The organism is Methylobacterium marchantiae (assembly GCF_042679825.1).
GTDB classification, from domain to species: domain Bacteria; phylum Pseudomonadota; class Alphaproteobacteria; order Rhizobiales; family Beijerinckiaceae; genus Methylobacterium; species Methylobacterium marchantiae.
On sequence record NZ_JBHTND010000029.1, the window covers coordinates 14,882 to 39,001 of the forward strand.

Sequence of the window (24,120 nt, forward strand, 5' to 3'; positions counted from 1 at the left end):
CTCGTGCGGGTAGCGATCACCGGAGCCTCCGGCTTCCTGGGTAGCCGGGTGGCCGCCGCGCTCTCGGCGCGCGGCGACGACGTCGTCGCCCTCCTGCGGCCCTCCTCGGTGGCGGCTCCGGGAGGCGGGTCCGTCCTCCGCTACGCCAGTGCGGACGAGGCCGGCCGGCACGTCGAGGCGCTCGCGCCCGACGTGCTGATCCACATGGCCGCGGCTCAGGGGCGACGCGGCGAGCGCGCGGCGGCCATGGTCGATGCCAACGTGACCCTCGGTGCCGCCCTGCTCCAGGCGATGCGCCCCGGAACGCTGTTCATCAACACCGACACGACGCTGCCGCCTGAGGTGAATCTCTACGCGCTCACCAAGCGCCAGTTCGCCGATCTGGCCCGGCTGCTCGTCACGCAGGAAAAGTCGGGCGCGCATGTGGCGAACGCCCAGTTGCAGATGATGTACGGGCCGGGCGACGATCCGGCCAAGTTCGTTCCGTCCCTCGCCCTGCAGCTCGTGGAGAACGCGGCGCCCCTCGTGACGACGCCGGCGACGCAGCGGCGCGATTTCATCCACGTGGACGACGCGATCGCGGCGGTTCTCACGCTGGTCGACGCCCGCACGCGGCTCGCCCCCTGGCAGGACGTCCCGATCGGCGCCGGACGCGCAGTGCCCCTCGGCGATTTCATCGCGCGCGCGATCGCCATCAGCGGATTCGATCGGCCGTGGCAGAAATCGCTTCCGCCACGGCCGGGAGAACCGGCGGAAATGGTGGCCGACACGTCGATCCTGCGGGGCCTGGGCTGGACCCCGCGGGTGACGCTCGACGACGGGATCGCGCAGCTGATCGGCGACGCCCGCACGACCGCGGGCGGTCGCTGACGGAGGCCTCCCACCGGCGGCTCGGCTCAGAGCCGCGCCAGGAGCTCGGCCTTCTTGGCCGAGAATTCCGACTCCGTGAGCACGCCCTTGCGATGCAGGTCGGACAGGCGCTCCAGCGTCGAGATCACGTCGCCGGCGGGGCTCGCGGGCGGGTAGGATTCCGGCTCCGAGACCTGGTGCGAGCTCTGGCGCGAGACCTCCTCGCCGCGCACTGGCATCTCGATCGGCTCGGGGTGGAACGGCTTCGGCTCGATGGCGCGCTCCGGGGTCGGCGCCGTGCTCACCTTCTGCAGCGATTCGAGATCGACATAGCCGTTGCGCCCGCTGAAGCGGAGGCTCTGGCTGCTGCCCTGCTGCTGCGAGACGCCGGAAATGTCGTAACTCCCGGTATCGTAGAGCGTCAGCGATCCGGCGCTCTCCACCGCCAGCAGGCGGCTGTCCGGGAAATAGGCGTAGCGCATGCCGTTCTGCGAGCCCGAGGTGGACGGCCGGCCGAGCTCGGCGGGCCACCAGGTGGCGGGTGCCGCGCCGTCGTCCCAGCCGCCGGGGGGCAGGGATTCGGCGAGTTCGGCGCAGATCGCCGCCACCCGAGACTTCAGGTTCGCGTCGAACATGTTGCCGATCATGGTCATGCCGCCGGACGACCATTGCCCGAAACCGCCGAGTTCGGGATGGTTGAACTGCGCCATGGTGCCGTGGCCCGCCTCGAGGGCGCGCATCAGATGGCGGACGGCATCGATGCTGACGCCGTGCCGGTCGGCGACGGTCTGCAGGACGGAAGGTCTGTCGGGCATGGGCTGGCTCCAGCGAGGCGAGCGGGTCGGGCGCGGCGGGGACGCTCGATCCACCTTCATCCGATCATAGTACGGCGTCTGCGGGAAATAGCGTCCCGCACCGCAAAAAGTTTCTCCCGAAGCGGACCTTACGGCCAAGCGTGAGCGTTCACTCGGCGGATTTCATGCCGTCGGGCTCGGCCTAGAGCTGCGAGCCTCCCCTGGAGTGATCATGGTCGCGAAGAACCCCCAGATGCAGCAGACTGCCGCGCAGACGAAGGCGGCGCGATCGCGCATCCGAGAGGGAGCGCCTTACCCGCTGGGCGCGACCTGGGACGGCCTCGGCGTCAACTTCGCCCTGTTCTCGGCCCATGCGACGAAGGTCGAGCTCTGCCTGTTCGACGATGCCGGCGAGCAGGAGCTCGAGCGGATCGAGCTGCCCGAATACACCGACGAGATCTGGCACGGCTACCTGCCCGATGCCCGTCCCGGCACGATCTACGGCTACCGCGTCCACGGCCCCTACGAGCCCAAGGCCGGGCACCGTTTCAACCCGAACAAGCTGCTGATCGACCCCTACGCCAAGGGCCTCGTCGGCTCGATCACCTGGAACCCGGCCCTGTTCGGCTATCAGATGGAGACCGGCGACGACCTGACCTTCGACGAGCGCGATTCGGCGCCCTTCACCCGGCGCTCGCGCGTCATCGACCCGGCCTTCACCTGGGGCCGGGACCGCAAGCCGCACGTGCCGTGGGAGAAGACGATCTTCTACGAGACCCACGTGAAGGGTTTCACCAAGCTGCATCCGGCCGTGCCGGAGAAGCTGCGCGGCACCTATGCCGGCCTCGGCAACCCGGCGGTGCTCGACTACATCAAGAGCCTCGGCGTGACCTCGGTGGAGCTCCTGCCGGTCCATGCCTTCGTGCAGGACGATTATCTCCAGGAAAAGAACCTGGTGAACTACTGGGGTTACAACACGATCTCGTTCTTCACTCCGGCCCGGCGCTACGCCGCGGTGCCGGATTTCGCCTTCTCCGAGTTCAAGGAGATGGTGGCGCGCATGCACGGCGCCGGCCTCGAAGTGATCTTGGACGTGGTCTACAACCACACCGCCGAGGGCAACGAGAAGGGCCCGACCCTGTCGTTCAAGGGCGTCGACAACGCTTCGTACTATCGCCTCATGCCCGGCGACGAGCGCTACTACATCAACGATACCGGCACCGGTAACACCTTCAACCTGTCGCATCCCCGGGTGCTGCAGCTCGTCACCGATTCCCTGCGCTACTGGGCGACGGAGATGCGGGTCGACGGCTTCCGCTTCGACCTCGCCACCATCCTCGGCCGCGAGCCGCACGGCTTCGACGAGGGCGGCGGCTTCCTCGACACCTGCCGGCAGGATCCGGTGCTCAATTCGGTGAAGCTCATCGCCGAACCGTGGGATTGCGGCCCCGGCGGCTATCAGGTCGGCGGCTTCCCGCCAGGCTGGGCCGAGTGGAACGATCGCTTCCGCGACGACGTCCGCGGCTACTGGCGCGGGGATTCCGGCCTGCTGCCGAGTCTGGCCTCGCGCATCACCGGATCGGCAGACAAGTTCAACAAGCGCGGGCGCAAGCCCTGGGCCTCGGTGAACTTCCTCACCGCCCATGACGGCTTCACCCTGAACGACACGGTCTCGTACAACGAGAAGCACAACCTCGCGAATGGCGAGGATGGCAGGGACGGGCATTCGCACAACCTCTCGAACAATTACGGCGTCGAGGGGCCCACCGACGACGAGGCGATCCGCGCGGTGCGCCTGCGCCAGATGCGCAACATGATGGCGACCCTGTTCCTGTCGCGCGGCACGCCGATGCTGCTCGCCGGCGACGAGTTCGCCCGGAGCCAGGGCGGCAACAACAACGCCTATTGCCAGGACAACGAGATTTCCTGGCTCGACTGGGACGGGATCGGCGAAGAGGGTCGCGACCTCGCCGAGTTCACGCAGCGCCTGACCATCCTGCGCGAGGCCCTGCCGATCCTCACCCGCGGCCGCTTCCTCACCGGCGCCTATGACGAGGATCTCGGCGTCAAGGACGTGACCTGGCTCAGGCCGGACGGCGAGGAGATGTCCTCGGAGAACTGGTCGGATGGCGGCGCGCATTCCATCGCGGTGCTGCTCGACGGTCGCGCCCAGGCCTCGGGCATCCACCGCCGGGGAGGCGATGCGACGCTGCTCATCCTCTACAATTCCTACAGCGACCTCGTCTCTTTCACGCTTCCGAGCTCCGTCGGCGGCGGCGGCTGGACGCGCCTCCTCGACACCAACCTGCCCGACAGCCAGGAGGTCGGCACCTGGGCGATCGGCGACCGTTACGACGTGACGGGACGGTCGATGCTGATGTTCGTCCTCAAACCGGAGGAGACAGACGGCGACGAGGCGACGGAGATGGACCGGTCCTACCAGCACGTGATGCAGGCCTTCGAGCGGGCGAACATCGAGAGCGTGCGTTTCTCTCCCGCATCCGTCTGACGGGCACGCGCTTCGGCGCCGGTGCGGGGATTCGCCTCCCGCATCGGCGCCGTTTTCGATGGAAACGAGTCACTGCCGAATCGTTGGGCCTTGGGGACCGACGTCCGTGAACAGGCCTTGTGAATTGAGCGATGATGACCAGGACACCCGAGAAGCCGCCCGCCGGTAGCCAGCCGCGCGTCCAGACCGGAGCGGCGTCCGAGATCAGCGATCACCACAGCGACATCTTCTTCACGGCCGTCGAATCGACCCGGATGCCGATGGTGGTCACCGATCCGCGGCAGGCGGACAACCCGATCATCTTCACCAACAAAGCCTTCATCGCGATGACGGGCTACCGGGAAGACGAGATCATCGGGCGCAATTGCCGCTTCCTTCAGGGCCCCGATACGGACCGGGCGGTCCTCGCCGAACTCCGCGGGGCCATCGACAACCGCACCGAATTCGCCACCGAGATTCTCAACTACCGCAAGGACGGCTCGACCTTCTGGAACGCGCTGTTCGTGGCGCCGATCTACAATGCGGCCGGCGAGCTGGTCTATTTCTTCGCCTCGCAGCTCGACGTCTCCCGCCGCAGGGACGCCGAGGAGGCATTGGGCCAGGCCCAGAAGATGGAAGCCCTCGGCCAGCTGACCGGCGGGATCGCGCACGATTTCAACAACCTGCTCCAGGTCATCGTCGGCTATGTCGACATCCTCAGCAACGGCCTCGACAAGCCGGACGCGGACCGGAACCGGCTGCGGCGCGCCACCGACAACATCCGCACCGCCGCCGAGCGGGCGACGACACTGACCCAGCAGCTCCTCGCCTTCGCCCGCAAGCAGCGTCTCGACGGCCGCGCGGTCAATCTCAATGCCCTGGTGAAGGGCATGGAGGACATGGCGACCCGGACCTTCGGCGACGCGATCGGCGTGCGGCTCGATCTGCGCGAAGGCCTCTGGAACTGCCGGGTCGACCCGACGCAGGCCGAGATCGCCCTCCTGAACATCCTGATCAACGCGCGCGACGCGATGCCCGATGGCGGCGAGCTCGTCATCTCCACCGAGAACCAGGTCATCGCGGCAAGCGACATCCATGGGTCCGGCCAGCTGCACGAGGGCCGCTACGTGACGGTGACGGTCACCGATACCGGGACCGGAATCCCGCCGACCCTCCTCGCCCGGGTGATGGACCCGTTCTTCACCACCAAGGAGGAGGGGAAGGGGACCGGCCTCGGCCTGTCGATGGTCTACGGCTTCGCCAAGCAATCCGGTGGAGCGGCGCAGATCGATTCCGTCGTCGGCAAAGGGACCAGCGTCCGCCTGTCCTTCCCCGCCGCCGCCGAGGACGACCGCCAGCCCAACCGCACCGACCATCGGACGGTGGACCGCCAGGGAAGCGAGACGATCCTCATCGTCGACGACCGGGAGGACGTCGCCGAACTGGCCCGGACCATCCTGCGCGATTTCGGCTACACGCTGCTCATGGCCAAGAACGGCCGCGAGGCGCTGGACATCCTCGATTCGAGCGGAGCGGTGGATCTCTTGTTCACCGATCTCATCATGCCCGGCGGCATGAACGGCGTCGTGCTCGCCCGCGAGGCAAAGAGGCGGCAGCCGCAGCTCAAGGTCCTGCTGACGACCGGATATGCCGAGGCGAGCCTGGAGCGAACCGATGCGGGGGGGTCGGAGTTCGATCTTTTGAACAAGCCCTATCGCCGTACCGATTTGATTCGCCGCGTTCGCGCCACCCTGGACGGCCCGACCGGCATCAGCTGAGGTTCGGCGACGTCTCGCAAGAGGATCGCGTCGCAAGAGGAGCGCGCCATGCCACGGGGTGACAAGTCGAAATACACGGACAAGCAGGTCCGCAAGGCCGAGCACATCGCGGACTCCTACGAGGAACGCGGCGTGCCGGAGGAGGAGGCCGAGGCACGGGCCTGGGCGACCGTCAACAAGGACGATGGCGGCGGCAAGCATCCAGGCGGATCGGGGAGGGGGAAGACCTCCTCGCATCCGGCGGCGCACAAGGGCGGCGCGGCCGGCGGCAAGGCCTCGGCCTCCCGCACCGCCGAGCAGCGCTCCGCCTCGGCCAAGAAAGCCGCCGCGACCCGCAAGCGCAACGCGGAGGCGGCGAGGCCCGCTTCCTGAAAGGGAAGGGATCGCTCGGCCGATGTCTCGGAGATAACCGCCCGCCCCGGGCTGAATCGTGCACGTCCCTCGCCCTGCAGGCGGGAAGCGGGCCGCGACGACACTGTCGTCGGCGCGGCGAGGCGGCAGCCGAGCTCAGGTCGCCTCCCGGCAAGACGACAGCGGCGTCCTCTCCCAACAAGCTACTGAATTCGCCCCTCTGCTCGAAGGTCCTTCGCGCGGTCCAAGCGGGTTGGACTTGAGACGCGACAAACTCCCTCTCCTGGAAGGAGAGGGAGCCCGTGCTGACCGCGACATGTGTGCGTATCGTGGACCGGCGGGGAGAGGGGAGACCCGCCAATCGTGCTCAGGCCATCGCGGTCTTGAGATTCGCGTCGACCTTGTCGAGGAAGCCGGTGGTGGAGAGCCACTTCTGGTCCGGACCGACGAGGAGGGCGAGGTCCTTCGTCATGAAGCCGGCTTCCACCGTGTCGACGCAGACCTTCTCCAGGGTGTTGGCGAATGTCGCCAGATCGCCGTTGTCGTCGAGCTTGGCCCGGTGGGCGAGGCCGCGGCTCCAGGCGAAGATCGAGGCGATGGAGTTGGTGGAGGTCTCCTTGCCCTTCTGATGCTCGCGATAGTGGCGGGTCACGGTGCCGTGCGCGGCTTCCGCCTCCACGGTCTGGCCGTCCGGCGTCATCAGCACCGAGGTCATCAGGCCGAGCGAGCCGAAGCCCTGGGCCGCGGTGTCCGACTGCACGTCGCCGTCGTAGTTCTTGCAGGCCCAGACATAGCCGCCGGACCATTTGAGGCAGGACGCGACCATGTCGTCGATGAGGCGGTGCTCGTAGGTGATGCCGAGCGCCTGGAACTTCGCCTTGAACTCGGCGTCGAACACCTCCTGGAACAGGTCCTTGAAGCGGCCGTCATAGGCCTTGAGGATGGTGTTCTTGGTGGACAGGTAGACCGGATACTTGCGGGCGAGGCCGTAATTCAGCGAGGCGCGGGCGAAGTCGCGGATCGACTCGTCGAGGTTGTACATCGACATGGCGACGCCGGCCGCCGGGAACTTGAACACTTCCTTCTCGATGACCGTGCCGTCGTCACCCTCGAACTTGATGGTCAGGCGGCCCTTGCCGGGCACTTTGAAGTCGGTGGCGCGATACTGGTCGCCATAGGCGTGGCGGCCGATGACGAAGGGCTGGGTCCAGCCCGGCACGAGGCGCGGCACGTTCTTGCAGATGATCGGCTCGCGGAAGATGACGCCGCCGAGGATGTTGCGGATCGTGCCGTTGGGCGAGCGCCACATCTCCTTGAGCTTGAACTCCTCCACCCGCTGCTCGTCGGGGGTGATGGTGGCGCATTTCACGCCGACGCCGTGGCGCTTGATCGCCTCCGCCGCGTCCACGGTGACCTTGTCGTTGGTCTCGTCGCGGTGCTCGACGCCGAGGTCGTAATAATCGAGGTCGAGGTCGAGATAGGGGTGGATGAGCTTGTTCTTGATCTCGCTCCAGATGATCCGGGTCATCTCGTCGCCGTCGAGTTCGACGACCGGGTTGGCAACCTTGATCTTGTCCATTGCGCTTCAAGCCTTCCGCGTAAAGTCCGTACCGCCCATGCAAGGATTGCCCCAACCGGGCAGCGTCCTCCTCATGGGCCATGCGACCGTGGCAGGGTCATAGCGCGGCCGTGGAATGCAGGAAAGGCGGGCGACCGGATCGGGCGCATGACAATGGGCTCACCTTGTCATCCCGCCGGCACATCCGACTTTCGACGTCCTCGATCGCCGCAATATCAAATAAACCACGTGCCGCTCCAGAAGTGTTTCATCCCCTGAAACTGCGGACGCTCCCGAATTGCAGACGAGCGCAAGCATGCTTTTTTAACGGGACCACGGCGTTCATGGGCGTCTCCAAAACGGCCGACGGCCTTCAAGAAGCGATCCCCGAGGATATGCGCAGCCTTTTCCAGCGATTGAGGTCGGACGCCGGCGGATCGATCCCGATGATTTTCGCGGCTGCGCTCGTGCCGATGCTGGGCCTGATGGGCGGCGCCATCGATTACGGCCGCTCGGTCGTCGACAAGACCGTCCTGGACAGCGCCCTGGACAACGCGGCGATCGTTGCCGCGAAGGCCGCGCAGGATGCCGACGCCAAAGGTCTGCAGAGTGCCGAGATGGCGGTCTACGCCCAGACCATGGCGCTCAAGGCCTTCAACGGAACGCCGAAGCTTCCGGCGAATACGACGCCGGTCATCCGGGTCACCGTCAACAACCGCTCCGTGACCGTGACCGCCGATTATACGTCGAAGACGACCACGACTCTCCTCAAGGTGGTGGGATTCGACAGGATCGATCTGTCCGGGCACGCCGAATCCGTCGTCGACCTGTCGCCCATGGTGGACATCTATCTTCTCATCGACGTTTCGGGCTCGATGGCGCTCGGCGCGACGCAGACGGACATCGATCGGCTCAACGCCGCCTTCGGATGCGCCTTCGCCTGCCATGACGGCGTCAAGGTCAAGAATTCGATCTACGACGCTTATGAATGGGCCGTGCTAAACGGCATCACCCTGCGCACCCAGGAAATCAACAAAGGCATCATCGACTTCGTGAACTGGCTGACGACCCAGGCCTCGGCCTCGAAGCGGATCCGGATCGCCAGCTACTCCTTCAGCAACGACCTGACGAAACTCGTCAACACCACCTCGACCCTCAGCCTCGCGGTGACGAACCTGCCGCAGGCGCCGAACACGTCGAACGAGTACGCGGGCGCGACGCATTTCAAGGAGATCATGCCGGGCTTCGCCAGCGAAGTGGGAAAAGCCGGCGACGGGAAGACGTCGCCGAAGAAGCTCGTGATCATCGCCACGGACGGCGTGCAGGATCCCTCCCGCGCCTGGATATGGGACGTGCCCAAGCGGGCCGAGGTCGCCCCGTTCGCTCCCGCCTCGTGCCGGCTGATCGACAGCTCGGTCTCGGTCAGCGTCCTTTACGCGCCCTACCTGAAGCTGAGCTACGATTGGGGATATCAGGCGACGCTCGGCGCACCGAGTCAGATCTGGGGGGGCGGAACCCGGTTCGACGACATCGTTCCCCAACTTACACGCTGCGCCTCGACCCCGGACCTCTTCGTGAACGCCGCGACGACGCCGTCGATCGGCTCGGCCTTCGTGTCGATCTTCCAGAAATTCACGCAGATCAGGCTGGCGCGATGACGCCGCTCTCGACGCGCCGCGGGTTCCTGCGCGACGAGGGCGGCGTCTCGGCCGTCGAATTCGCCATGATCGGCCCGATCTTCATCGCCCTTCTCGGGGCGGTCATCCAGATCATCCTGATCCTTCTCGTGAGCCTCAATCTCGACATGGGCCTGCAGACGACCGTCCGCACCCTGGTGACGGGCCAGTTCCAGATCGACAACGCGGCGATCAAAGACACGAGCACGTTGCTGGGCAAGTTGCGTGAGCAGCTTTGCGCGAACACGGGAACGTCGTCGGCCGCGTTCTTCAACTGCAACAACGTTCTGCTGGATATCCGCGTCGTCGATACCTTCGCAAGTGTGAGCTCCGCGAACGGCAGTGCCTTGAACACGTCGACGGGCGATTGGCAGGCCGGTTTCGGCACATCCTACACATGCCCGCAGCCGAGCAAGATCGTGGTCGTGCGCGCCGGTCTCAAATATCCGGTCTTCTTCAGCCTGATGAACCCCACCCTCAAGTCTTTCGGCGACGGCAGTGCCCTGGTGCAATCGAACGCCGTCTTCCGGGTCGAGCCGTACCTGTCGGATTCGGGGAACGCGTGCTGAGATCGATAGCAATGGCCCGGCATCGGAACCGTATCTGCTTGGACAGGGCCGCGACCCTCGCGCGCCGGCTGCATGCGTTCCGGGGCGACGACCGTGGGATCGCCCTCATCGAGTTCGCCCTGATCGTTCCCATCCTGCTGGTGATCCTGCTGGCGGGGGCGGAGCTGGTCAACGTGCTGGAGAACCGCCGCAAGGTCGTGCAGCTCACGCGGACGCTGGCGGACCTCACCTCCCTCGGAGACGCGACGAATCCCGTCACCGCCACGACCATGAACAACATCTTCGATTCGTCGGTCGTCGTGCTGGCGCCCTTCGATACGACCGGGGTCAGCATGAAGGTCAGTGCCGTCGGCGTCCCCCTCATCGGGGTGACGACCGTCGCGTTCGTCTGCTCGGGAGCGGCACGCAACGCCACCGCGCGCGGGCGCGGCGTCACCACGGCCATCCAGGTCCCGGAACAGTATCAGTTCAACGGCGCCCGCTGGATCTACGTCGAGGTCTCGATGACGTACACGCCGATTTTCGGATCGAACCTCGCGAAGATCCTGCCGAACCTCAACCTCGCCTTCACGTGGAACGAAACCGCGTCATGGGCGGTGAGGGGCGGTGCAGCCGTCCCCCCCAATACGCAGCAGGAGGTCGTCCTGCCCGGCGGGAATGCCTGCCCCTGAACGGTTGCGCATCGAGCGACATCGGGACTGGACAAGGTCGATGCGAACGGGAATCTGCGCATCCGATCAGACCCACGCAAACATTGGGATTCCCATGAGCGAACGCATCATCCTTCGGGCCGGCGAGGCCCTGGTCGCCGGCGGCCCGCCCAACACCGCCGCCGAGCCGGAGGTCATCATCGGCGAGCTCGACGGTCCCGTGGGCACGGCCCTCGCCACCCTCACCGGCGATCAGGTGGTCGGCCACAGCCGCGTCTTCGCGCTCCTCAACACCGACATCATGGTCCGCCCGGTGACGCTGTGCGTCTCGAAGGTCAGCGTCGAGACCTCGAAATACACCTCGATCCTGATGGGTACGGTGCAGTTCGCCATCGCCAACGGCGTGCTCGACGCCGTGCGCCTGGGCTACATCCCCAAGGAGAAGGCCAACGATCTCGGCATCATCTGCTCGGTCTGGCTCAGCCCCGGCGTGATCGAGGCCGAGACGGTGGATCACAAGGCGCTGTTCGAGATCCAGCGCAAGGGGATGACCGAGGCGATCCGCAAGGCCATGACCAACGAGCCGTCCATCGACTGGCTGCTCGAGAACCAGGACAAGATCGTCCACAAATACTACCAGATGGGCCTCGACGGTAAGATCTGAGCGCCGGTCTAATCGGATTTCCCAGCGGCTTTTCATGTCAAAGCAGATCATCCGATCAGACCACCTCATCCTGAGGTGCCCTTTGCATGAGCAAAGAGCCTCGAAGGAGCCCTCCAGACACCAGAGCGATCCCTGGAAGGCTCCTTCGAGGCCGCTGCGCGACACCTCAGGATGAGGTGAAGCCTTGGAAAAACAACTCAAACCGGCTCCGAGCGCCTTCCTTCCATCACCCCGGCATCACAAGGCGGACTTTTCGTCCGGCCCGCCCCGTGGCAGAGGGCGACGATGATCGCTCCCGTCATCATCCTGGTCGAACCGCAACTGGCCGAGAACATCGGCATGGTCGCGCGCGCCATGGCGAATTTCGGTCTCGCCGAGCTTCGCCTCGTGGCACCCAAGAACGGATGGCCGAAGAAGGGCGTGCGCGAGGCGGCGTCCGGAGCGACGCATGTCCTCGACGGCGCCACCGTCCACGCCACGGTGCCGGAGGCGATCGCCGACCTGAACTACCTGCTGGCGACGACGGCGCGCGAGCGCGGGCAGATGAAGCGGGCTCAGGGCCCCGACGACGCCATGAGGGATGTCGCCTCGCGGCAGGGTCAGCGCGTCGGCGTGATGTTCGGCCGGGAGCGGATCGGCCTCACCAACGACGAGGTCTCGCTGGCCGATGCCATCGTCACCTTCCCGGTCTCCCCGGATTTCCCGTCCCTGAACCTCGCGCAGGCCGTGCTCCTCGTCGGCTACGAATGGCGCAAGGCTTCGGGTCAGGCCAGCCTTCCCTTCACCGGCGAGATGCTCTCGCCGCCCGCCACACGGGAGTCGATGGCGTCCCTGGTCGCGAGCCTGGAAGCCAATCTCGATACGGCCGGGTTCTATCCGCCGGAGAAGCGGGACGTGATCGCCCGCAACATGCGCGACATGCTCCACCGCATGGCGATGACGGAGCAGGACGTCAGGACCCTTCGCGGCGCTCTGCGGGCCCTGAACCGGGTCAAGGCCGGGGATTCATCAATGTGAACGAAAGGGACGCGTCTTAACGGCTACGCGACGATTGCATGAGACTATCGGTCGCCATGTGGAAGAACCGTCTCAGCGCCATCGGCGGCGAATTCGTCTCGGTCGAACGGGAAGCGGCCTTTCAGAAGGAGCGCCTCCCCGAGACCATGCGGCATGCGCGCCTGCTCTTCCTGTTCGCGATCGGGCTCAACACGCTCTTCCTGCTGAGCGACTGGCGTTTCGCCGGTCAGGCCCATTTCTGGGTGGCCGTACCGGCCCGGCTCGGCGTCGTCCTGGTCTCCCTCGTCTGCTTCCTGGCGGCATGGAGGATCTCCACCTTCCGCGGCCTTCAGGCGATCATGGTGACCTGGGAGATCCTGGTCGCCCTGGGGGTCGCCGCCCTGTGCTCGTCGCGCTCCGATATCGCGCTCTTCGTCCTGCTGCTTCTCCCGGCGATCTACATGATCGTGGTGCCGACGAGCTTCGTCTGGAGTGTCACGTCGAGCGTGTTCGCGTCCATCGCGCTGACCGCCGGCTACCTGCTTCCGCCACCGCTGCCCCCGACGGCCCTCGGGATCGTTCTCGCGGTGCTGCTGTCCACGGTCTCCTTGGTGCTGTTCGTGGTGCGGTCGAACCGGCTGAGGCGGCTGGAATGGACCGCGACTGAGGCGGAGCGCCGCGCCAACGCGGAACTCGCCGACAGCCGCCGCCTGTTCGAGACGATGTTCAAGGCCGTCCCGATCCCGATCGTGGTCTCGCGGCAGGAGGACGGCCGAATCGTCGATGCCAACGACGCGGCGACCCGGTTTTTCGGGCTGCAGGACGGCGCGCTCCTGTCGCGCTACCGGACGCGGGACCTGGTCGACAAGGCCTCGCTACGCCTGATCCAGGCCGAACTCGACCGTACGGGCTCGGCGAAGGACATCGAGATCAGCACCGGTCCCATGGGCAGGGCCAGACGGGACGTGATGCTGTCCGCCGTCGCCGTTCAGATGGACGGGGCGACGCGGATCATTTCCAGCCTCGTCGACATCACGAGTCGAAAGGCGATGGAAGAGCGGATCAAGCTCGCCGCGCAGCACGACGTGCTCACCGGGCTTCCCAATCGCGGGTTGTTCCAGACGACCCTCGACGCCGCACTGAGTGCCGCGGAGGTCTCGGGACAGCGCGTCGGCCTCATCCTGATCGATCTCGACGAGTTCAAGGAGGTGAACGACACCCTCGGCCACGAGGCCGGCGACGCCCTGCTGAAGGAGGTCGCCCGCCGGCTCGGCAACGCCATCGGGAAGCAGGATCTCGTCGCGCGCCTCGGTGGCGACGAGTTCGTCATCATCGCGGCCTGCGAGCAGGGCCGTCACCAGCCGAGCCGGCGCATCCATGCGCTGTCCCAGGCGATCCTCGAAGTCCTCAACCCGCCGATGGCGGTCTCGGGGCGCGTCGTCGCGCCTCGCGCCAGTCTCGGCCTCGCCCTGTTCCCGGAGCACGCGGCCAATCCCACGGACCTGTTCACCAACGCCGATCTCGCCCTCTACGCGGCCAAGGCTGCCGGGCGAAACCGGGCCATGCTCTTCGTGCCGGCCCTGCGGGCCGATATCGAGCGTCGCGTCTCGGTCGCCCGCGAGATGAGGGCGGCCCTCGAGCTCGGCGGCCTCGTTCCCTATTACCAGCCGAAGGTGAGCCTCACGACGGGCGAGATCGTCGGGTTCGAGGCCCTGGCGCGATGGCAGCATCCGAGCCGCGGCCTGCTCGCCCCGGCCGATTTCGCGACGGTCTTCAACGATCCCGAGATCGGCATCGCCGTCGGCAACGTCCTGGCGCGGCAGATCTTCGCCGACATGGCGGGGTGGATCGCGCAAGGGTACGATCCGGGCCGGGTCTTCTTCAACCTGTCATCGGCGCAGTTCGCTCAGGACGACCTCGCCGAGAGTCTGCTCGCGGATCTCGCCGCGGCCGGCCTCTCCCATGACAGGATCGGCGTCGAGGTCACCGAGACCGTGCTTCTCGGCGGCCATGGCGACAGGGTCTCGGCGGTGCTGTCGGCCCTGCACGGCGCCGGCGTGCGGGTCGCCCTCGACGATTTCGGCACCGGCTACGCCTCGCTGACGCATCTGAAGCAATATCCGGTGGACGAGATCAAGGTCGACCGTAGCTTCGTGCGCGATCTCGAACGGGACCCGAACGACGCCGCCATCGTCACGGCGGTGGTCCAGCTCGGCCAGAGCCTCGGCCTCGACGTCACCGCGGAGGGCGTGGAAACGGAGGCGCAGGTGCTGTTCCTGCAGCAACAGGGCTGCGCCTATGCGCAGGGCTACCTCTACAGCAAGCCGATGGCACAGAGCCGGGTGCCGTGGTTTCTCACGAACCATTCCGGCACGCGGCACACAGGCGAGAGTTCGGCCCAGGCGGACGCCGCCGCGCTGGCCCTCAGGATCGCCTGAGCGGCGGGCGCCGAGGCTCAGCCTTCGACCTGATCGAGGGCCTGGGCGATATCGGCGATCAGGTCCTCGACATTCTCGAGGCCGATCGAGAGGCGCACCGTCTCGGGCCCGACCAGGGCGGCGGCCTTGTCGGCGGGGCTCAGCTGGCGATGCGTCGTGGTGGCGGGGTGGATCGCCAGGGACTTGATCTCACCGATGTTCACGAGGTGCGAGACCAGTTCGAGACTCATGATGAACTTCACCGCCGCCGGCTGTCCGCCCTTCAGCGCGAAGGTGAAGATCGAGCCCGGCCCGTCCGGCACGTACCGGGCGGCGAGCTCCTCGCCCTTCTGCCCGGGCAGCGCCGGATAGCTGACCCATTCCACCGCCGGATGGTCCTTGAGGAAGGCGGCCACCGACTTGGCGTTCGCGCAATGCCGCTTCATGCGCAGGGGCAGGGTCTCGATGCCGGTGAGCGTCAGGAACGCGTTCATCGGCGACAGGCCGGGGCCGAGATCGCGCAGGCCGAAGAGTCGACAGGCCACGGCGAAGCTGAAATCCGGGAAGCGTTCCGAGACCACGAGCCCGTCGTAATCGGCCCAGGGCTCGGTGATGAGGTTGTAGCGTCCCGCCGCCCCTTCCCAGTCGAAGGTCCCGCCGTCGCAGACGATGCCGCCGATGGTCTGGCCGGACCCGCCGAGGAATTTCGAGGTCGAGTGGAAGACGATGTCGGCGCCGTGCTCGATCGGCCGGATCAGGGCCGGAGAGGCCAGGGTGTTGTCCACCACCAGCGGCAGGTTGTGGCGCTTGGCGACCGCGGCGATGCCGGCGATGTCCATCACCGTCGCGCAGGGATTGACGATCGACTCGCAGACGATGGCCTTCGTCTGCGGCGTGATCGCGGCCTCGAAATCGGCCGGCGTCAGGCCCTCGGCGAAGAGCGGCTTGAGGTCGTAGCGCGCATCGAGGCGGTTCATCAGCCCGAGCGAGCCGCCGAACAGGCGCGGCGAGGCGACATAGGCGTCGCCGCTCTTCATCAGCGTCATCAGCACGAGGAGGAGGGCGGACTGGCCCGACGAGACCGCCACCGCCGCCTTGGCACCCTCCAGAGCGGCCACCCTCCGCTCCAGGGCGGCCACGGTGGGGTTCGAGCCGCGCGAATAGGAGAAGCCGGTGCGCCGCATGGCGAAGATGTCGGCGGCCTGCTCGGTGGATTCGAACACGAAGCCGTTGGTGAAGTAGATCGGCTGGACCCGCGCGCCGGTGGCCGGGTCGGGTGCCGCGCCGGCATGGACGGCCTGGGTGGCGAAGCGGAGCGGGCGGGTCTCGGTGGCCATGATGGGCGTCGCGATCTTCCGGGAAAGAGGTGTCGAGGTCAGGCAGCGCGCCGGGCGAAGGCCCGCAAGGTCCGGACCAGGGTGGAGGGCGCGTAGGGCTTCGGGATGAAGCGGGCGCCGTCGGGCATGTCGTGCGGCCCGGGCGTGCCCATGCCGGAGACGATGAGGACGGGAATCGTCGGCCAGCGATGGGCGACGAGACGGGCGAGGGCGAACCCGTCCATGGAGCCCTGCGGCATGTCCACGTCGGTCATCAGCAGGTCGATCTCCTCGTTCCGCTCGAGGATGGTGAGCGCCCTGTCGGCCTGCGGCGCTTCGAGGACGCGGAACCCCGCATCGACCAGGGTATCGGCCGCCTCCATCAGGAGAAGGCCGTCGTCTTCGACCACAAGGACGACGGGGGGCTCGGCGTCGGATTCGAAAGGATCATGCGTCATGCAGAGCGAACGATCTCGGAGGGGGAATGGTTCGCGGGGTAGTCCCGGCGACCGCGAGGGTCAAGGTCGCCGGGAACAGGCCTGGACTGCGCGAGCGATTCCAATGAAATCAAGCGCTTAACGCCGCATCGAGATCGTCGATGAGGTCCGCCGGGTCCTCGATGCCGATGGAGAGGCGCACCACTTCCGGCCCGGCGCCGGCGGCGGATTTCTGCGCGTCGGTGAGCTGGCGGTGGGTGGTGGAGGCCGGGTGGATCACCAGCGAGCGGGTGTCGCCGATATTCGCCACGTGGGAGAACAGCTGGAGATTGGCCACCAGCTTCACGCCGGCCTCGTAGCCGCCCTTGAGGCCGATGGTGAAGACAGAGCCGGAGCCGAGCGGCGTGTAGCGCCGGGCGAGCTGGTGGTACTTGTCCGTCTCCAGCCCCGGATAGCTCACCCATTCCACCGCCGGATGGGCATTGAGATGGGTCGCGATCTCCAGGGCGTTGTCGCAATGGCGCTGCATCCGCAGGGGCAGGGTCTCGATGCCGTTGAGGATGAGGAAGGCGTTGAACGGCGACAGGGCCGGGCCGAGATCGCGCAGACCCAGCACCCGGATCGCGATGGCGAAGCCGAAATTGCCGAAGGTCTCGGAGAGCACCATGCCGGAATATTCCGGCCGCGGCTGCGACAGCATCGGGTAGCGGTCGTCGCCGGCCCAGGGGAAGCTGCCGCCGTCGACCACGAGGCCGCCGATGGAATTGCCGTGGCCGCCGAGGAACTTCGTCGCCGAATGCACGACGATGTCGGCGCCGTGCTCGAACGGGCGGATCAGGTACGGCGTCGCCATGGTGTTGTCGACGATGAGCGGGATGTTGTGGCGCCGGGCGATGACGCTCAGGGCGGCGATGTCGGTGATGACCCCGCCCGGATTGGCGATGGATTCGCAGAAGATCGCCTTGGTGCGCGGGGTGATGGCCCGCTCGAACGAATCCGGATCGTCCGTATCGGCCCAGACCACGTTCCAGCCGAAGCTCTTGTAGGAATGGTTGAACTGGTTGATCGAGCCGCCATAGAGCTTGTTGGCCGCCACGAACTCGTCGCCCGGCTGCATCAGCGCGTGCATGGTGAGGAATTCGGCCGCGTGGCCCGAGGCCACCGCCACGGCGGCGGTGCCGCCCTCCAGCGCCGCGATGCGCTCTTCCAGCACCGCGTTGGTGGGGTTGGTGATGCGCGAATAGATGTTGCCGAAGGCCTGCAGCCCGAACAGCGAGGCGGCATGGTCCACGTCGTCGAAGACGAAGGACGTGGTCTGGTAGATCGGCGTCGCGCGGGCGCCGGTGGTGGCGTCGGGGGCGGCGCCGGCATGGATCGCCAGCGTGTTGAAGCCGGGGATACGGTCGGTCATGGACATCCTCCAGGGGCCGGCGGCACGAACGGACCCCGTTCTAGCGCCTGTGCCGGGCCAGACGGAAGAGGACGACCCGCCCCGTTCCGCTTAAACGAACAGAAGTTCTTTATGGCGGACGAGAGCCGTGGGTCAAGGGTGGCGAGGGGACGCAAGAGAGAACCTCCGTCCTCCCGGGGCCGCGCAGCGGAGCCCGGGATGACGGGGCGGGTCGGCACGGCGGGGCCGCCACAAATCCTCGCTGGAGAACCGAAGGCGGGACGAACCGACAATCCTGCGATCCCCGGCAGAATCCTGCACGAACGGCGATAGCGGACGGGCGGATGTGCGGTTATAGCGCCGCATGCTCCAGCCCGCTCCGCCCCCTCCCGTCTCCGCCGCGAAGATCCTCATCGCCAGCTTCGTCGGCACGGCGATCGAGTTCTACGATTTCTACGTCTATGCCACCGCCGCCGCCCTGGTGATCGGGCCGATCTTCTTCTCGGCCGACGATCCCTCGGTGCAGACGCTTGCGGCCTTCGCCACCTTCTCCATCGCCTTCATCGCGCGGCCGATGGGGGCGGCGTTCTTCGGGCATTTCGGCGACAGGGTCGGGCGCAAGGCGACGCTGGTGGCCTCGTTGATGATCATGGGAATCTCCACCGTGCTCATCGGCTGCCTGCCGACCTATGCCACCGCCGGATGGTGGGCGCCCTTCGCCCTCTGCGTCCTGCGCTTCGGCCAGGGCATCGGCTTCGGCGGCGAATGGGGCGGCGCGGCCCTGCTGGCGGTGGAGAACGCCCCGCCGGGGCGACGCGCCCTCTACGGCATCTTCCCGCAGCTCGGCGCGCCGGTGGGCTTCATCACCGCCAATCTCGGCTTCCTCGGCCTCGCGCTGGTCCTCACCCCGGCCGATTTCCAGGCCTGGGGCTGGCGCATCCCGTTCCTGGCCTCGGCCGTGCTCGTGGGCGTCGGGCTCTATGTCCGGCTGAAACTCACCGAGACGCCGGTCTTCAAGGCGGCGATGGAGAAGGCCGCGCCCGAGCGGGTGCCCCTCGCGATCATCTTCACCAAGTACATCAAGGCGACCCTGCTCGGCACCTTCGCCATGGTGGCCTGCTACGCGGTGTTCTACCTCTCCACCGTCTTCGCCCTGAGCTACGGCGTCTCGAAGCTCGGCTTCGACCGGCCGACCTTCCTGCTGTTCGAATGCGTCGCGGTGCTGTTCATGGCCCTCGGCATCCCGCTCTCGGGCTGGGCCGCCGACCGCTACGGCCGCCGCCCCGTCCTCCTCACCGGCCTCGCCTTCACCGCGTCGCTCGGCCTCCTGCTCGGCCCGATGCTGGGAAGCGGGCAGGGCGGCCTGGTGCTGGGCTTCCTGTGTCTGGGCCTCTTCGCCATGGGCTGGCTGTTCGGCCCCATGGGCGCCCTGCTGCCCGAGCTCTTCCCCACCCGCGTCCGCTACACCGGCGCCTCGGTGACCTACAACCTCGCCGGCATCCTGGGCGCTTCCGCCGCGCCGTATCTGGCGCAGCGGTTGAGTGAATGGGGCGGGATCGGTTGGGTCGGGTTGTATCTGGCTGTGGCGGCTGGGATTAGTTTTGTGGCTGTGGCACTGATGGAGGAGACGGGGAGAGGCGAAATCTGACGGCTCCACACCGAAGAGTTGCAGTTTCCTCTTTTCGGTCTAAGGATGAGCTTCGAAGCAACCATCTATCCGCGCTTCGCTTATGGATGGCCGAAGAGGACTGACCTAGAATGGATTTCTCAAAGCTCGGCAATATTTCAAAATCAAGCAGACCAACAAATCCCATTGAAATATTTGAAAAGCTTCCAAATTTACCCGGAACTCCAAACGACATCTGGAGAGGACAGAATGAAGCATTGCAACAATGGGATAAAAACAGAAAATTAAATGACATCCTTATTGCGTTAAACACAGGCGCTGGAAAAACGCTTGCAGGGCTGCTTATAGCTCAAAGCTTGATAAATGAGGGCATCGAGAATGTGATGTATGTTTGCTCTACTAAAGACCTAGTGGAGCAAACTTCGCGAGAGGCCCAGAAAGTAGGCATCGATCACACCACAAGATTAAGCGGAACTCACAGCAATAGCCTGTTTGAAAGCGGCAAGTCATTTTGCATTACGACGTATCAAACAGTTTTAAATGGGCTTAAAGGATTCATCCAAAAATTCCCCCCCGGAGCGGTCATTTTCGACGATGCCCATGTTGCAGAATCAATGATCAGGGACGCCTTTTTAATAAACATCACTTACGAAAATCACCAAAAGTGTTACAGCGAACTCATAGAGCTTTTCACTCCTCATTTCTCTGAACTTAATCGCCGGCAACAATTCAAGGCTGCCGTAAGTGGCGAGCGGCAGTTAACGATGATGGCAGCTCCATCCGGTGTTCGAGAACGCTCGACACAGATAGCAACTATTTTACAGAAATTCAATATACCCAACGATACGAACCTCAAGTACAAATTTCCAAATTTAGAGGACCATATATCTGAATGCTGCGTGTTATTTAGCAAAGGGCAGATTGAGATTACTCCTCCCTTTCTACCATCTTTATGTATAGATATTTTTGAGCGCCCCATTCGAAGAGTCTATTTATCGGCTACTTTGAAAAATAAATCTGATTTTATTCGAGCGTTTGGTCGCAAGCCAGACCTTTCGATTGAACCAAAAAATGACGCGGGAAATGGCGAACGCTTAGTATTATTTGCTAACGACGTTGAAAAAGGCTTTACTGTCAGTTTAGCTAATGAAATTGCCTCAAATAATAAGATTATAGTGGCTGTTCCGAGTTACGCAGCTGCGGAAGCCTGGGGGACCTTTTCCTCTCCTCCGAGCCGAGATCAGTTCACGCAGATGCTCAATAGTTTTAGAGAGGCAAAGACGGGAAAATTTCTCCTTGTGTCTCGTGTCGATGGCATCGATCTACCTCATGATACCTGTCGGATCATGCTTATGGATGGATTGCCTACCGGATCCACGCTAATTGAGAAATATCAATCGGATTTTCTCAATATGAGAAAATCTTACTCATCTCGCATAGCCAACCGTCTTGTTCAGCTATTTGGGCGGATCAACCGAGGACGAAACGATTATGGAGTGTTTTTGATCTCAAGCAGCAACTTGAATGCTTGGCTCAGCAACGACCGCAATATTGCGCTTCTACCAAATCTACTACAACAACAAATATTACTTGGCCGACACGTACAAGCTGGAATGAGTATTAACAATCATAAATCTCTCAACATTATAGTGAAAAGTGTTTTAGGACGAGACCAAAGCTGGCTTGAATACTATGGATCGAACATTGAACGGAATGAGATTGACGAGGATCACAGAAATAAGGCCGACGATAGCATGGAGCCCTCTCATAAAGTTGCAGAAGCTGAAGCGAAAATTGCCTCCGCACTTTGGAACGGTGACTCAGATAAAGCTCGTCTACTTATTGAGGAAAGCCTGGAGACTACAACACGCCTAGATCCATTGCTTGCTGGATGGCATAATATTCTCCTTGGTGGTCTTTATGAAAAAGCTGGCGATCTCGAAAGCGCTGACGTTGCATACGAGAATGCGCGTATGAAGCTAGGAACTAACGTTTTACTCCCAACACATAAAAAATTCGCACGTACATCCAATGAACCCGTCGATCCATTTGCTGCAAATATCTTCTCAATTGCGAGTCTCTCCTCGGCCGAAACATACAAGAAAGAGCTCAACACTCTTCGCAACCGACTGAAGCATCTTGATGGCGGAACGTCATCGCAAATGGAGGAAGCTGTTAGATCGCTGGGCGAATTACTTGGGTTTTCTGCCTCGCGCCCTGACAACGACAGCGGCACCGGACCTGATGTTTTATGGGAGGAATTATCAACTCTTAAAGCGATCGCTATTGAGCTAAAGACAGATAAAAAAGATCCTGCAACTTATAATAAGAAAGATGTAGGGCAATCGCATGATCATATACAATGGGTCAGCGATCACAAAAAAGACGTTACCTTGATCGGATTACTTTTTGTTGGCCCGTCCGGGAAAAGTACCAATCAGGCAAACCCCTCCAATCAGATGTGGGTCGTAAATCCAACTCAATTAGTCACAATTCGAGAAGAAATACTATCGATTATAGTCGATATACGTTCTCTCACTCCTCTCGAAAAACTCGAAAAGAGTAGAGTCCTTTGCAATGGCCCCAAATGGATGATTCAGGCTTTGTTTGATAACATTGAAAAAAAGGCGTTACTAAAATAAATTTTTTAACCCGCACTTGTATAAGATCAAGTGCGGGAGATTATCTTATAGCGAAAACATCGTGGCAATCTCACCCCCGCTCAATCGTCAGCCGCTGCACCCCCTTACCCCCCAAAACCGGCCGCTTCGAACTCAAGATCCGAGAGTTCACCCCGGTCCAGCCGATCTCGCCCGAGATCCGCCCGTACTCGATCTTGGGGCAGCGGTTCATGATCACCTGGATGCCCGCCGCCTCGGCGCGAGCGGCGGCCGCGTCGTCGCGGACGCCGAGCTGCATCCAGACGATCTTCGGGAGCACCGGCAGGGCAAGGGCCTCGTCGACGAGGCCGCCGGCGGCGGCGGAGTTGCGGAAGATCTCGACCATGTCGACGGGGCCGGGGAGGTCGGCGAGGCGGCCGGCGACGAGCTTGCCCAGCAGCATCTGCCCGGCGAGGCCGGGATTGACCGGGATCACGTCGTAGCCGCGCGAGATGAGATATTTCAGCACGATCCAGCTCGGCCGGGCCGGGTTCGCCGAGGCGCCGACGAGGGCGATCGTCTTCGTCTCCGTGAGGAGCTTGCGGATCAGCGCATCGGGATAGCGGTCGTGACGGGAGGGGTCATGGCGGACGGCGACGGGGTCGGTCATCGGGACTCTTGTGTGACGGACGGATTCTTGTCTGACAGGAGCGAAGACTTGTCCGCCATCGCGGCCCGTGCTGCAAGGCGAGCCATGACGACGACCATGACCCTGCCTGAGACCATCGCCTTCCTGGAGCGGGACTTCCCGCAGATGAACCATGACGGGCCGGCCTTCCACCTCGAGGCGGTGGGGCCGCTCACCGCGCGGATGCGCCTCGATTATCACGAGCGCTTCCTGCGCCCCGGCGGCACGATCTCCGGCCCGGCCATGATGGCGCTCGCCGATTACGCCCTCTACGCGGCGATCCTCGCAAGCATCGGCCCCGTCGGCCTCGCGGTGACGACGAACCTGTCCTTCAACTTCCTGAGAAAGCCCGGCCCCACCGGGCTCATCGCGGAAGCCCGTCTCCTGAAGCTCGGCAAGCGCCTCGCGGTGGGGGAGGCGCGCCTCACGACGCCGGGCTCCGACGACCTCGTCTGCCACGCCACGGGGACCTATTCGATCCCGCCGGCGCGGTGAGCCACCTTACCCTCCCCCCCTCAGCGGGGGAGGGGGAGGCGGTGCCTGATAGGCCGGCGCCGCAGAGCCTCATGACCTCCGATGCGCTTGGTCAAACCCATTCAACCACCTCATCCTGAGGTGCCGTAGCGGAGCGGAGGCCTCGAAGGAGGGGTACAGGGATCGCGGCGCCGACTGGAGGGCTCCTTCGAGGCCCGCTGGCGCGGGCACCTCAGGATGAGGTGATTGGGTGGGATGGATACGGTATCCTGATACCTGGAGTCTCGAAACCTCGATCTCCCCTGCGCGGTGAGCCGCCGACCCTCCCACCTCCGCGTGGGAAGCGGTGCCTGATATGCCGGCGCCGTCGAGCCTCATGACCTCCGATGCGCTTGGTCAAACCCATTCAACCACCTCATCCTGAGGTGCCGTAGCGGAGCGGAGGCCTCGAAGGAGGGGTCCAGGGATCGCGGCGCCGACTGGAGGGCTCCTTCGAGGCCCGCTGGCGCGGGCGCCTCAGGATGAGGTGATTGGGTGGGATGGATACGGTATCGTGATACCTCGGGTCTCGAAACCTCGATTTTCCCTGCGCGGTTAGCCACCTTACCCTCACCCCCTCAGCGGGGGAGGGGGAGGCGGTGCCTGATAGGCCGGCGCCGGAGAACCTCATGCCCTCCGGTTCGCGCGGTCAATCCCACCCAACCACCTCATCCTGAGGTGCCGTAGCGGAGCGGAGGCCTCGAAGGAGGGGTCCAGGGATCGCGGCGCCGGCTGGAGGGCTCCTTCGAGGCCCGCTGG

The 24,120-nt window shown here is 64.3% G+C and carries 19 protein-coding genes; 13 read left to right on the plus strand and 6 right to left on the minus strand.

Going from position 1 to position 24,120, the window contains the following annotated elements; translation table 11 throughout:
• The first annotated feature begins 3 nt into the window (after nt 1-3).
• Nucleotides 4-870, plus strand: a complete 867-nt coding sequence (locus tag ACFQ4G_RS17805; RefSeq protein WP_238202842.1) for an NAD-dependent epimerase/dehydratase family protein — start codon at nt 4-6, stop codon at nt 868-870.
• 26 nt (nt 871-896) lie between these two features.
• Here ACFQ4G_RS17805 and ACFQ4G_RS17810 read toward each other — a convergent pair whose 3' ends face one another.
• Nucleotides 897-1,664: an SHOCT domain-containing protein gene (locus ACFQ4G_RS17810; RefSeq protein ID WP_238202840.1), complete on the minus strand. Its 768-nt coding sequence runs from the start codon at nt 1,662-1,664 to the stop codon at nt 897-899.
• Nucleotides 1,665-1,875: 211 nt separating this feature from the next.
• Between ACFQ4G_RS17810 and glgX the strand changes: the two genes are divergently transcribed.
• The 3 genes from glgX (at nt 1,876) to ACFQ4G_RS17825 (ending at nt 6,281) form a co-directional block, all read left to right on the plus strand.
• Nucleotides 1,876-4,152 carry a glycogen debranching protein GlgX gene (gene glgX, locus ACFQ4G_RS17815; RefSeq protein ID WP_238202838.1) on the plus strand — a complete coding sequence of 759 codons (2,277 nt, stop codon included), beginning with the start codon at nt 1,876-1,878 and terminating at the stop codon, nt 4,150-4,152.
• Nucleotides 4,153-4,286: 134 nt separating this feature from the next.
• Nucleotides 4,287-5,909, plus strand: coding sequence for a histidine kinase famiy protein (locus ACFQ4G_RS17820; protein ID WP_238202830.1), 1,623 nt, complete (start codon nt 4,287-4,289; stop codon nt 5,907-5,909).
• Nucleotides 5,910-5,957: 48 nt separating this feature from the next.
• On the plus strand, nt 5,958-6,281 hold the full coding sequence (locus ACFQ4G_RS17825; RefSeq protein WP_238202828.1) for a plasmid stabilization protein: 324 nt from the start codon (nt 5,958-5,960) through the stop codon (nt 6,279-6,281).
• A 346-nt stretch (nt 6,282-6,627) separates the two neighbouring features.
• Here ACFQ4G_RS17825 and ACFQ4G_RS17830 read toward each other — a convergent pair whose 3' ends face one another.
• Nucleotides 6,628-7,839, minus strand: a complete 1,212-nt coding sequence (locus ACFQ4G_RS17830) for an NADP-dependent isocitrate dehydrogenase (RefSeq protein WP_238202826.1) — start codon at nt 7,837-7,839, stop codon at nt 6,628-6,630.
• Nucleotides 7,840-8,264: 425 nt separating this feature from the next.
• Here ACFQ4G_RS17830 and ACFQ4G_RS17835 point away from each other — a divergent pair, with 425 nt between their 5' ends.
• The 6 genes from ACFQ4G_RS17835 (at nt 8,265) to ACFQ4G_RS17860 (ending at nt 14,811) form a co-directional block, all read left to right on the plus strand.
• Entirely contained in the window at nt 8,265-9,476 is a 1,212-nt protein-coding gene (locus ACFQ4G_RS17835) for a Tad domain-containing protein (protein ID WP_238202824.1), read from the plus strand.
• Entirely contained in the window at nt 9,473-10,063 is a 591-nt protein-coding gene (locus ACFQ4G_RS17840; protein WP_379040745.1) for a TadE/TadG family type IV pilus assembly protein, read from the plus strand. Before ACFQ4G_RS17835 ends, ACFQ4G_RS17840 begins: the two co-directional genes overlap by 4 nt.
• Before the next feature lie 38 nt (nt 10,064-10,101).
• Nucleotides 10,102-10,734 carry a TadE/TadG family type IV pilus assembly protein gene (locus ACFQ4G_RS17845; RefSeq protein WP_238202820.1) on the plus strand — a complete coding sequence of 211 codons (633 nt, stop codon included), beginning with the start codon at nt 10,102-10,104 and terminating at the stop codon, nt 10,732-10,734.
• A gap of 94 nt (nt 10,735-10,828) precedes the next feature.
• Nucleotides 10,829-11,377: a formaldehyde-activating enzyme gene (locus ACFQ4G_RS17850; RefSeq protein ID WP_238202818.1), complete on the plus strand. Its 549-nt coding sequence runs from the start codon at nt 10,829-10,831 to the stop codon at nt 11,375-11,377.
• Between the two features lie 285 nt (nt 11,378-11,662).
• Nucleotides 11,663-12,394: an RNA methyltransferase gene (locus ACFQ4G_RS17855; RefSeq protein ID WP_238202816.1), complete on the plus strand. Its 732-nt coding sequence runs from the start codon at nt 11,663-11,665 to the stop codon at nt 12,392-12,394.
• A gap of 38 nt (nt 12,395-12,432) precedes the next feature.
• Nucleotides 12,433-14,811, plus strand: coding sequence for a putative bifunctional diguanylate cyclase/phosphodiesterase (locus ACFQ4G_RS17860; protein ID WP_238202814.1), 2,379 nt, complete (start codon nt 12,433-12,435; stop codon nt 14,809-14,811).
• Between the two features lie 17 nt (nt 14,812-14,828).
• Here ACFQ4G_RS17860 and ACFQ4G_RS17865 read toward each other — a convergent pair whose 3' ends face one another.
• The 3 genes from ACFQ4G_RS17865 to ACFQ4G_RS17875 form a co-directional block, all read right to left on the minus strand.
• Nucleotides 14,829-16,127, minus strand: a complete 1,299-nt coding sequence (locus tag ACFQ4G_RS17865; RefSeq protein WP_238202812.1) for an O-acetylhomoserine aminocarboxypropyltransferase/cysteine synthase family protein — start codon at nt 16,125-16,127, stop codon at nt 14,829-14,831.
• Between the two features lie 38 nt (nt 16,128-16,165).
• The gene (locus tag ACFQ4G_RS17870) at nt 16,166-16,564 is read right to left on the minus strand and encodes a response regulator (RefSeq protein ID WP_238202810.1); all 399 of its coding nucleotides are present in this window, start codon (nt 16,562-16,564) and stop codon (nt 16,166-16,168) included.
• Nucleotides 16,565-16,673: 109 nt separating this feature from the next.
• Entirely contained in the window at nt 16,674-17,954 is a 1,281-nt protein-coding gene (locus ACFQ4G_RS17875; protein WP_238202809.1) for an O-acetylhomoserine aminocarboxypropyltransferase, read from the minus strand.
• Nucleotides 17,955-18,297: 343 nt separating this feature from the next.
• On the opposite strand from ACFQ4G_RS17875, the gene ACFQ4G_RS17880 reads away from it, so the two are divergent.
• Nucleotides 18,298-19,581 carry an MFS transporter gene (locus ACFQ4G_RS17880; RefSeq protein ID WP_238202807.1) on the plus strand — a complete coding sequence of 428 codons (1,284 nt, stop codon included), beginning with the start codon at nt 18,298-18,300 and terminating at the stop codon, nt 19,579-19,581.
• 110 nt (nt 19,582-19,691) lie between these two features.
• The gene (locus ACFQ4G_RS17885) at nt 19,692-22,202 is read left to right on the plus strand and encodes a DEAD/DEAH box helicase family protein (protein WP_238202805.1); all 2,511 of its coding nucleotides are present in this window, start codon (nt 19,692-19,694) and stop codon (nt 22,200-22,202) included.
• 70 nt (nt 22,203-22,272) lie between these two features.
• Here the strand turns inward: ACFQ4G_RS17885 and ACFQ4G_RS17890 are convergent, their stop codons facing one another.
• Nucleotides 22,273-22,830 carry a CoA-binding protein gene (locus ACFQ4G_RS17890; RefSeq protein ID WP_238202795.1) on the minus strand — a complete coding sequence of 186 codons (558 nt, stop codon included), beginning with the start codon at nt 22,828-22,830 and terminating at the stop codon, nt 22,273-22,275.
• A gap of 84 nt (nt 22,831-22,914) precedes the next feature.
• Here ACFQ4G_RS17890 and ACFQ4G_RS17895 point away from each other — a divergent pair, with 84 nt between their 5' ends.
• Entirely contained in the window at nt 22,915-23,343 is a 429-nt protein-coding gene (locus tag ACFQ4G_RS17895; RefSeq protein ID WP_238202793.1) for a PaaI family thioesterase, read from the plus strand.
• The last annotated feature ends 777 nt before the right edge of the window (nt 23,344-24,120 follow it).

Bases quoted from the DNA above. Each gene is read 5' to 3' on its own strand.
- ACFQ4G_RS17890 (WP_238202795.1), bottom strand. From the start codon at position 22,830: ATGACCGACCCCGTCGCCGTCCGCCATGACCCCTCCCGTCACGACCGC.
- ACFQ4G_RS17875 (WP_238202809.1), bottom strand. From the start codon at position 17,954: ATGACCGACCGTATCCCCGGCTTCAACACGCTGGCGATCCATGCCGGC.
- ACFQ4G_RS17840 (WP_379040745.1), top strand. From the start codon at position 9,473: ATGACGCCGCTCTCGACGCGCCGCGGGTTCCTGCGCGACGAGGGCGGC.
- ACFQ4G_RS17880 (WP_238202807.1), top strand. From the start codon at position 18,298: ATGCTCCAGCCCGCTCCGCCCCCTCCCGTCTCCGCCGCGAAGATCCTC.
- ACFQ4G_RS17820 (WP_238202830.1), top strand. From the start codon at position 4,287: ATGACCAGGACACCCGAGAAGCCGCCCGCCGGTAGCCAGCCGCGCGTC.
- ACFQ4G_RS17865 (WP_238202812.1), bottom strand. From the start codon at position 16,127: ATGGCCACCGAGACCCGCCCGCTCCGCTTCGCCACCCAGGCCGTCCAT.
- ACFQ4G_RS17825 (WP_238202828.1), top strand. From the start codon at position 5,958: ATGCCACGGGGTGACAAGTCGAAATACACGGACAAGCAGGTCCGCAAG.
- ACFQ4G_RS17855 (WP_238202816.1), top strand. From the start codon at position 11,663: ATGATCGCTCCCGTCATCATCCTGGTCGAACCGCAACTGGCCGAGAAC.
- ACFQ4G_RS17860 (WP_238202814.1), top strand. From the start codon at position 12,433: ATGAGACTATCGGTCGCCATGTGGAAGAACCGTCTCAGCGCCATCGGC.
- glgX (WP_238202838.1), top strand. From the start codon at position 1,876: ATGGTCGCGAAGAACCCCCAGATGCAGCAGACTGCCGCGCAGACGAAG.
- ACFQ4G_RS17810 (WP_238202840.1), bottom strand. From the start codon at position 1,664: ATGCCCGACAGACCTTCCGTCCTGCAGACCGTCGCCGACCGGCACGGC.
- ACFQ4G_RS17870 (WP_238202810.1), bottom strand. From the start codon at position 16,564: ATGACGCATGATCCTTTCGAATCCGACGCCGAGCCCCCCGTCGTCCTT.
- ACFQ4G_RS17830 (WP_238202826.1), bottom strand. From the start codon at position 7,839: ATGGACAAGATCAAGGTTGCCAACCCGGTCGTCGAACTCGACGGCGAC.
- ACFQ4G_RS17835 (WP_238202824.1), top strand. From the start codon at position 8,265: ATGATTTTCGCGGCTGCGCTCGTGCCGATGCTGGGCCTGATGGGCGGC.
- ACFQ4G_RS17895 (WP_238202793.1), top strand. From the start codon at position 22,915: ATGACGACGACCATGACCCTGCCTGAGACCATCGCCTTCCTGGAGCGG.
- ACFQ4G_RS17850 (WP_238202818.1), top strand. From the start codon at position 10,829: ATGAGCGAACGCATCATCCTTCGGGCCGGCGAGGCCCTGGTCGCCGGC.
- ACFQ4G_RS17885 (WP_238202805.1), top strand. From the start codon at position 19,692: ATGGATTTCTCAAAGCTCGGCAATATTTCAAAATCAAGCAGACCAACA.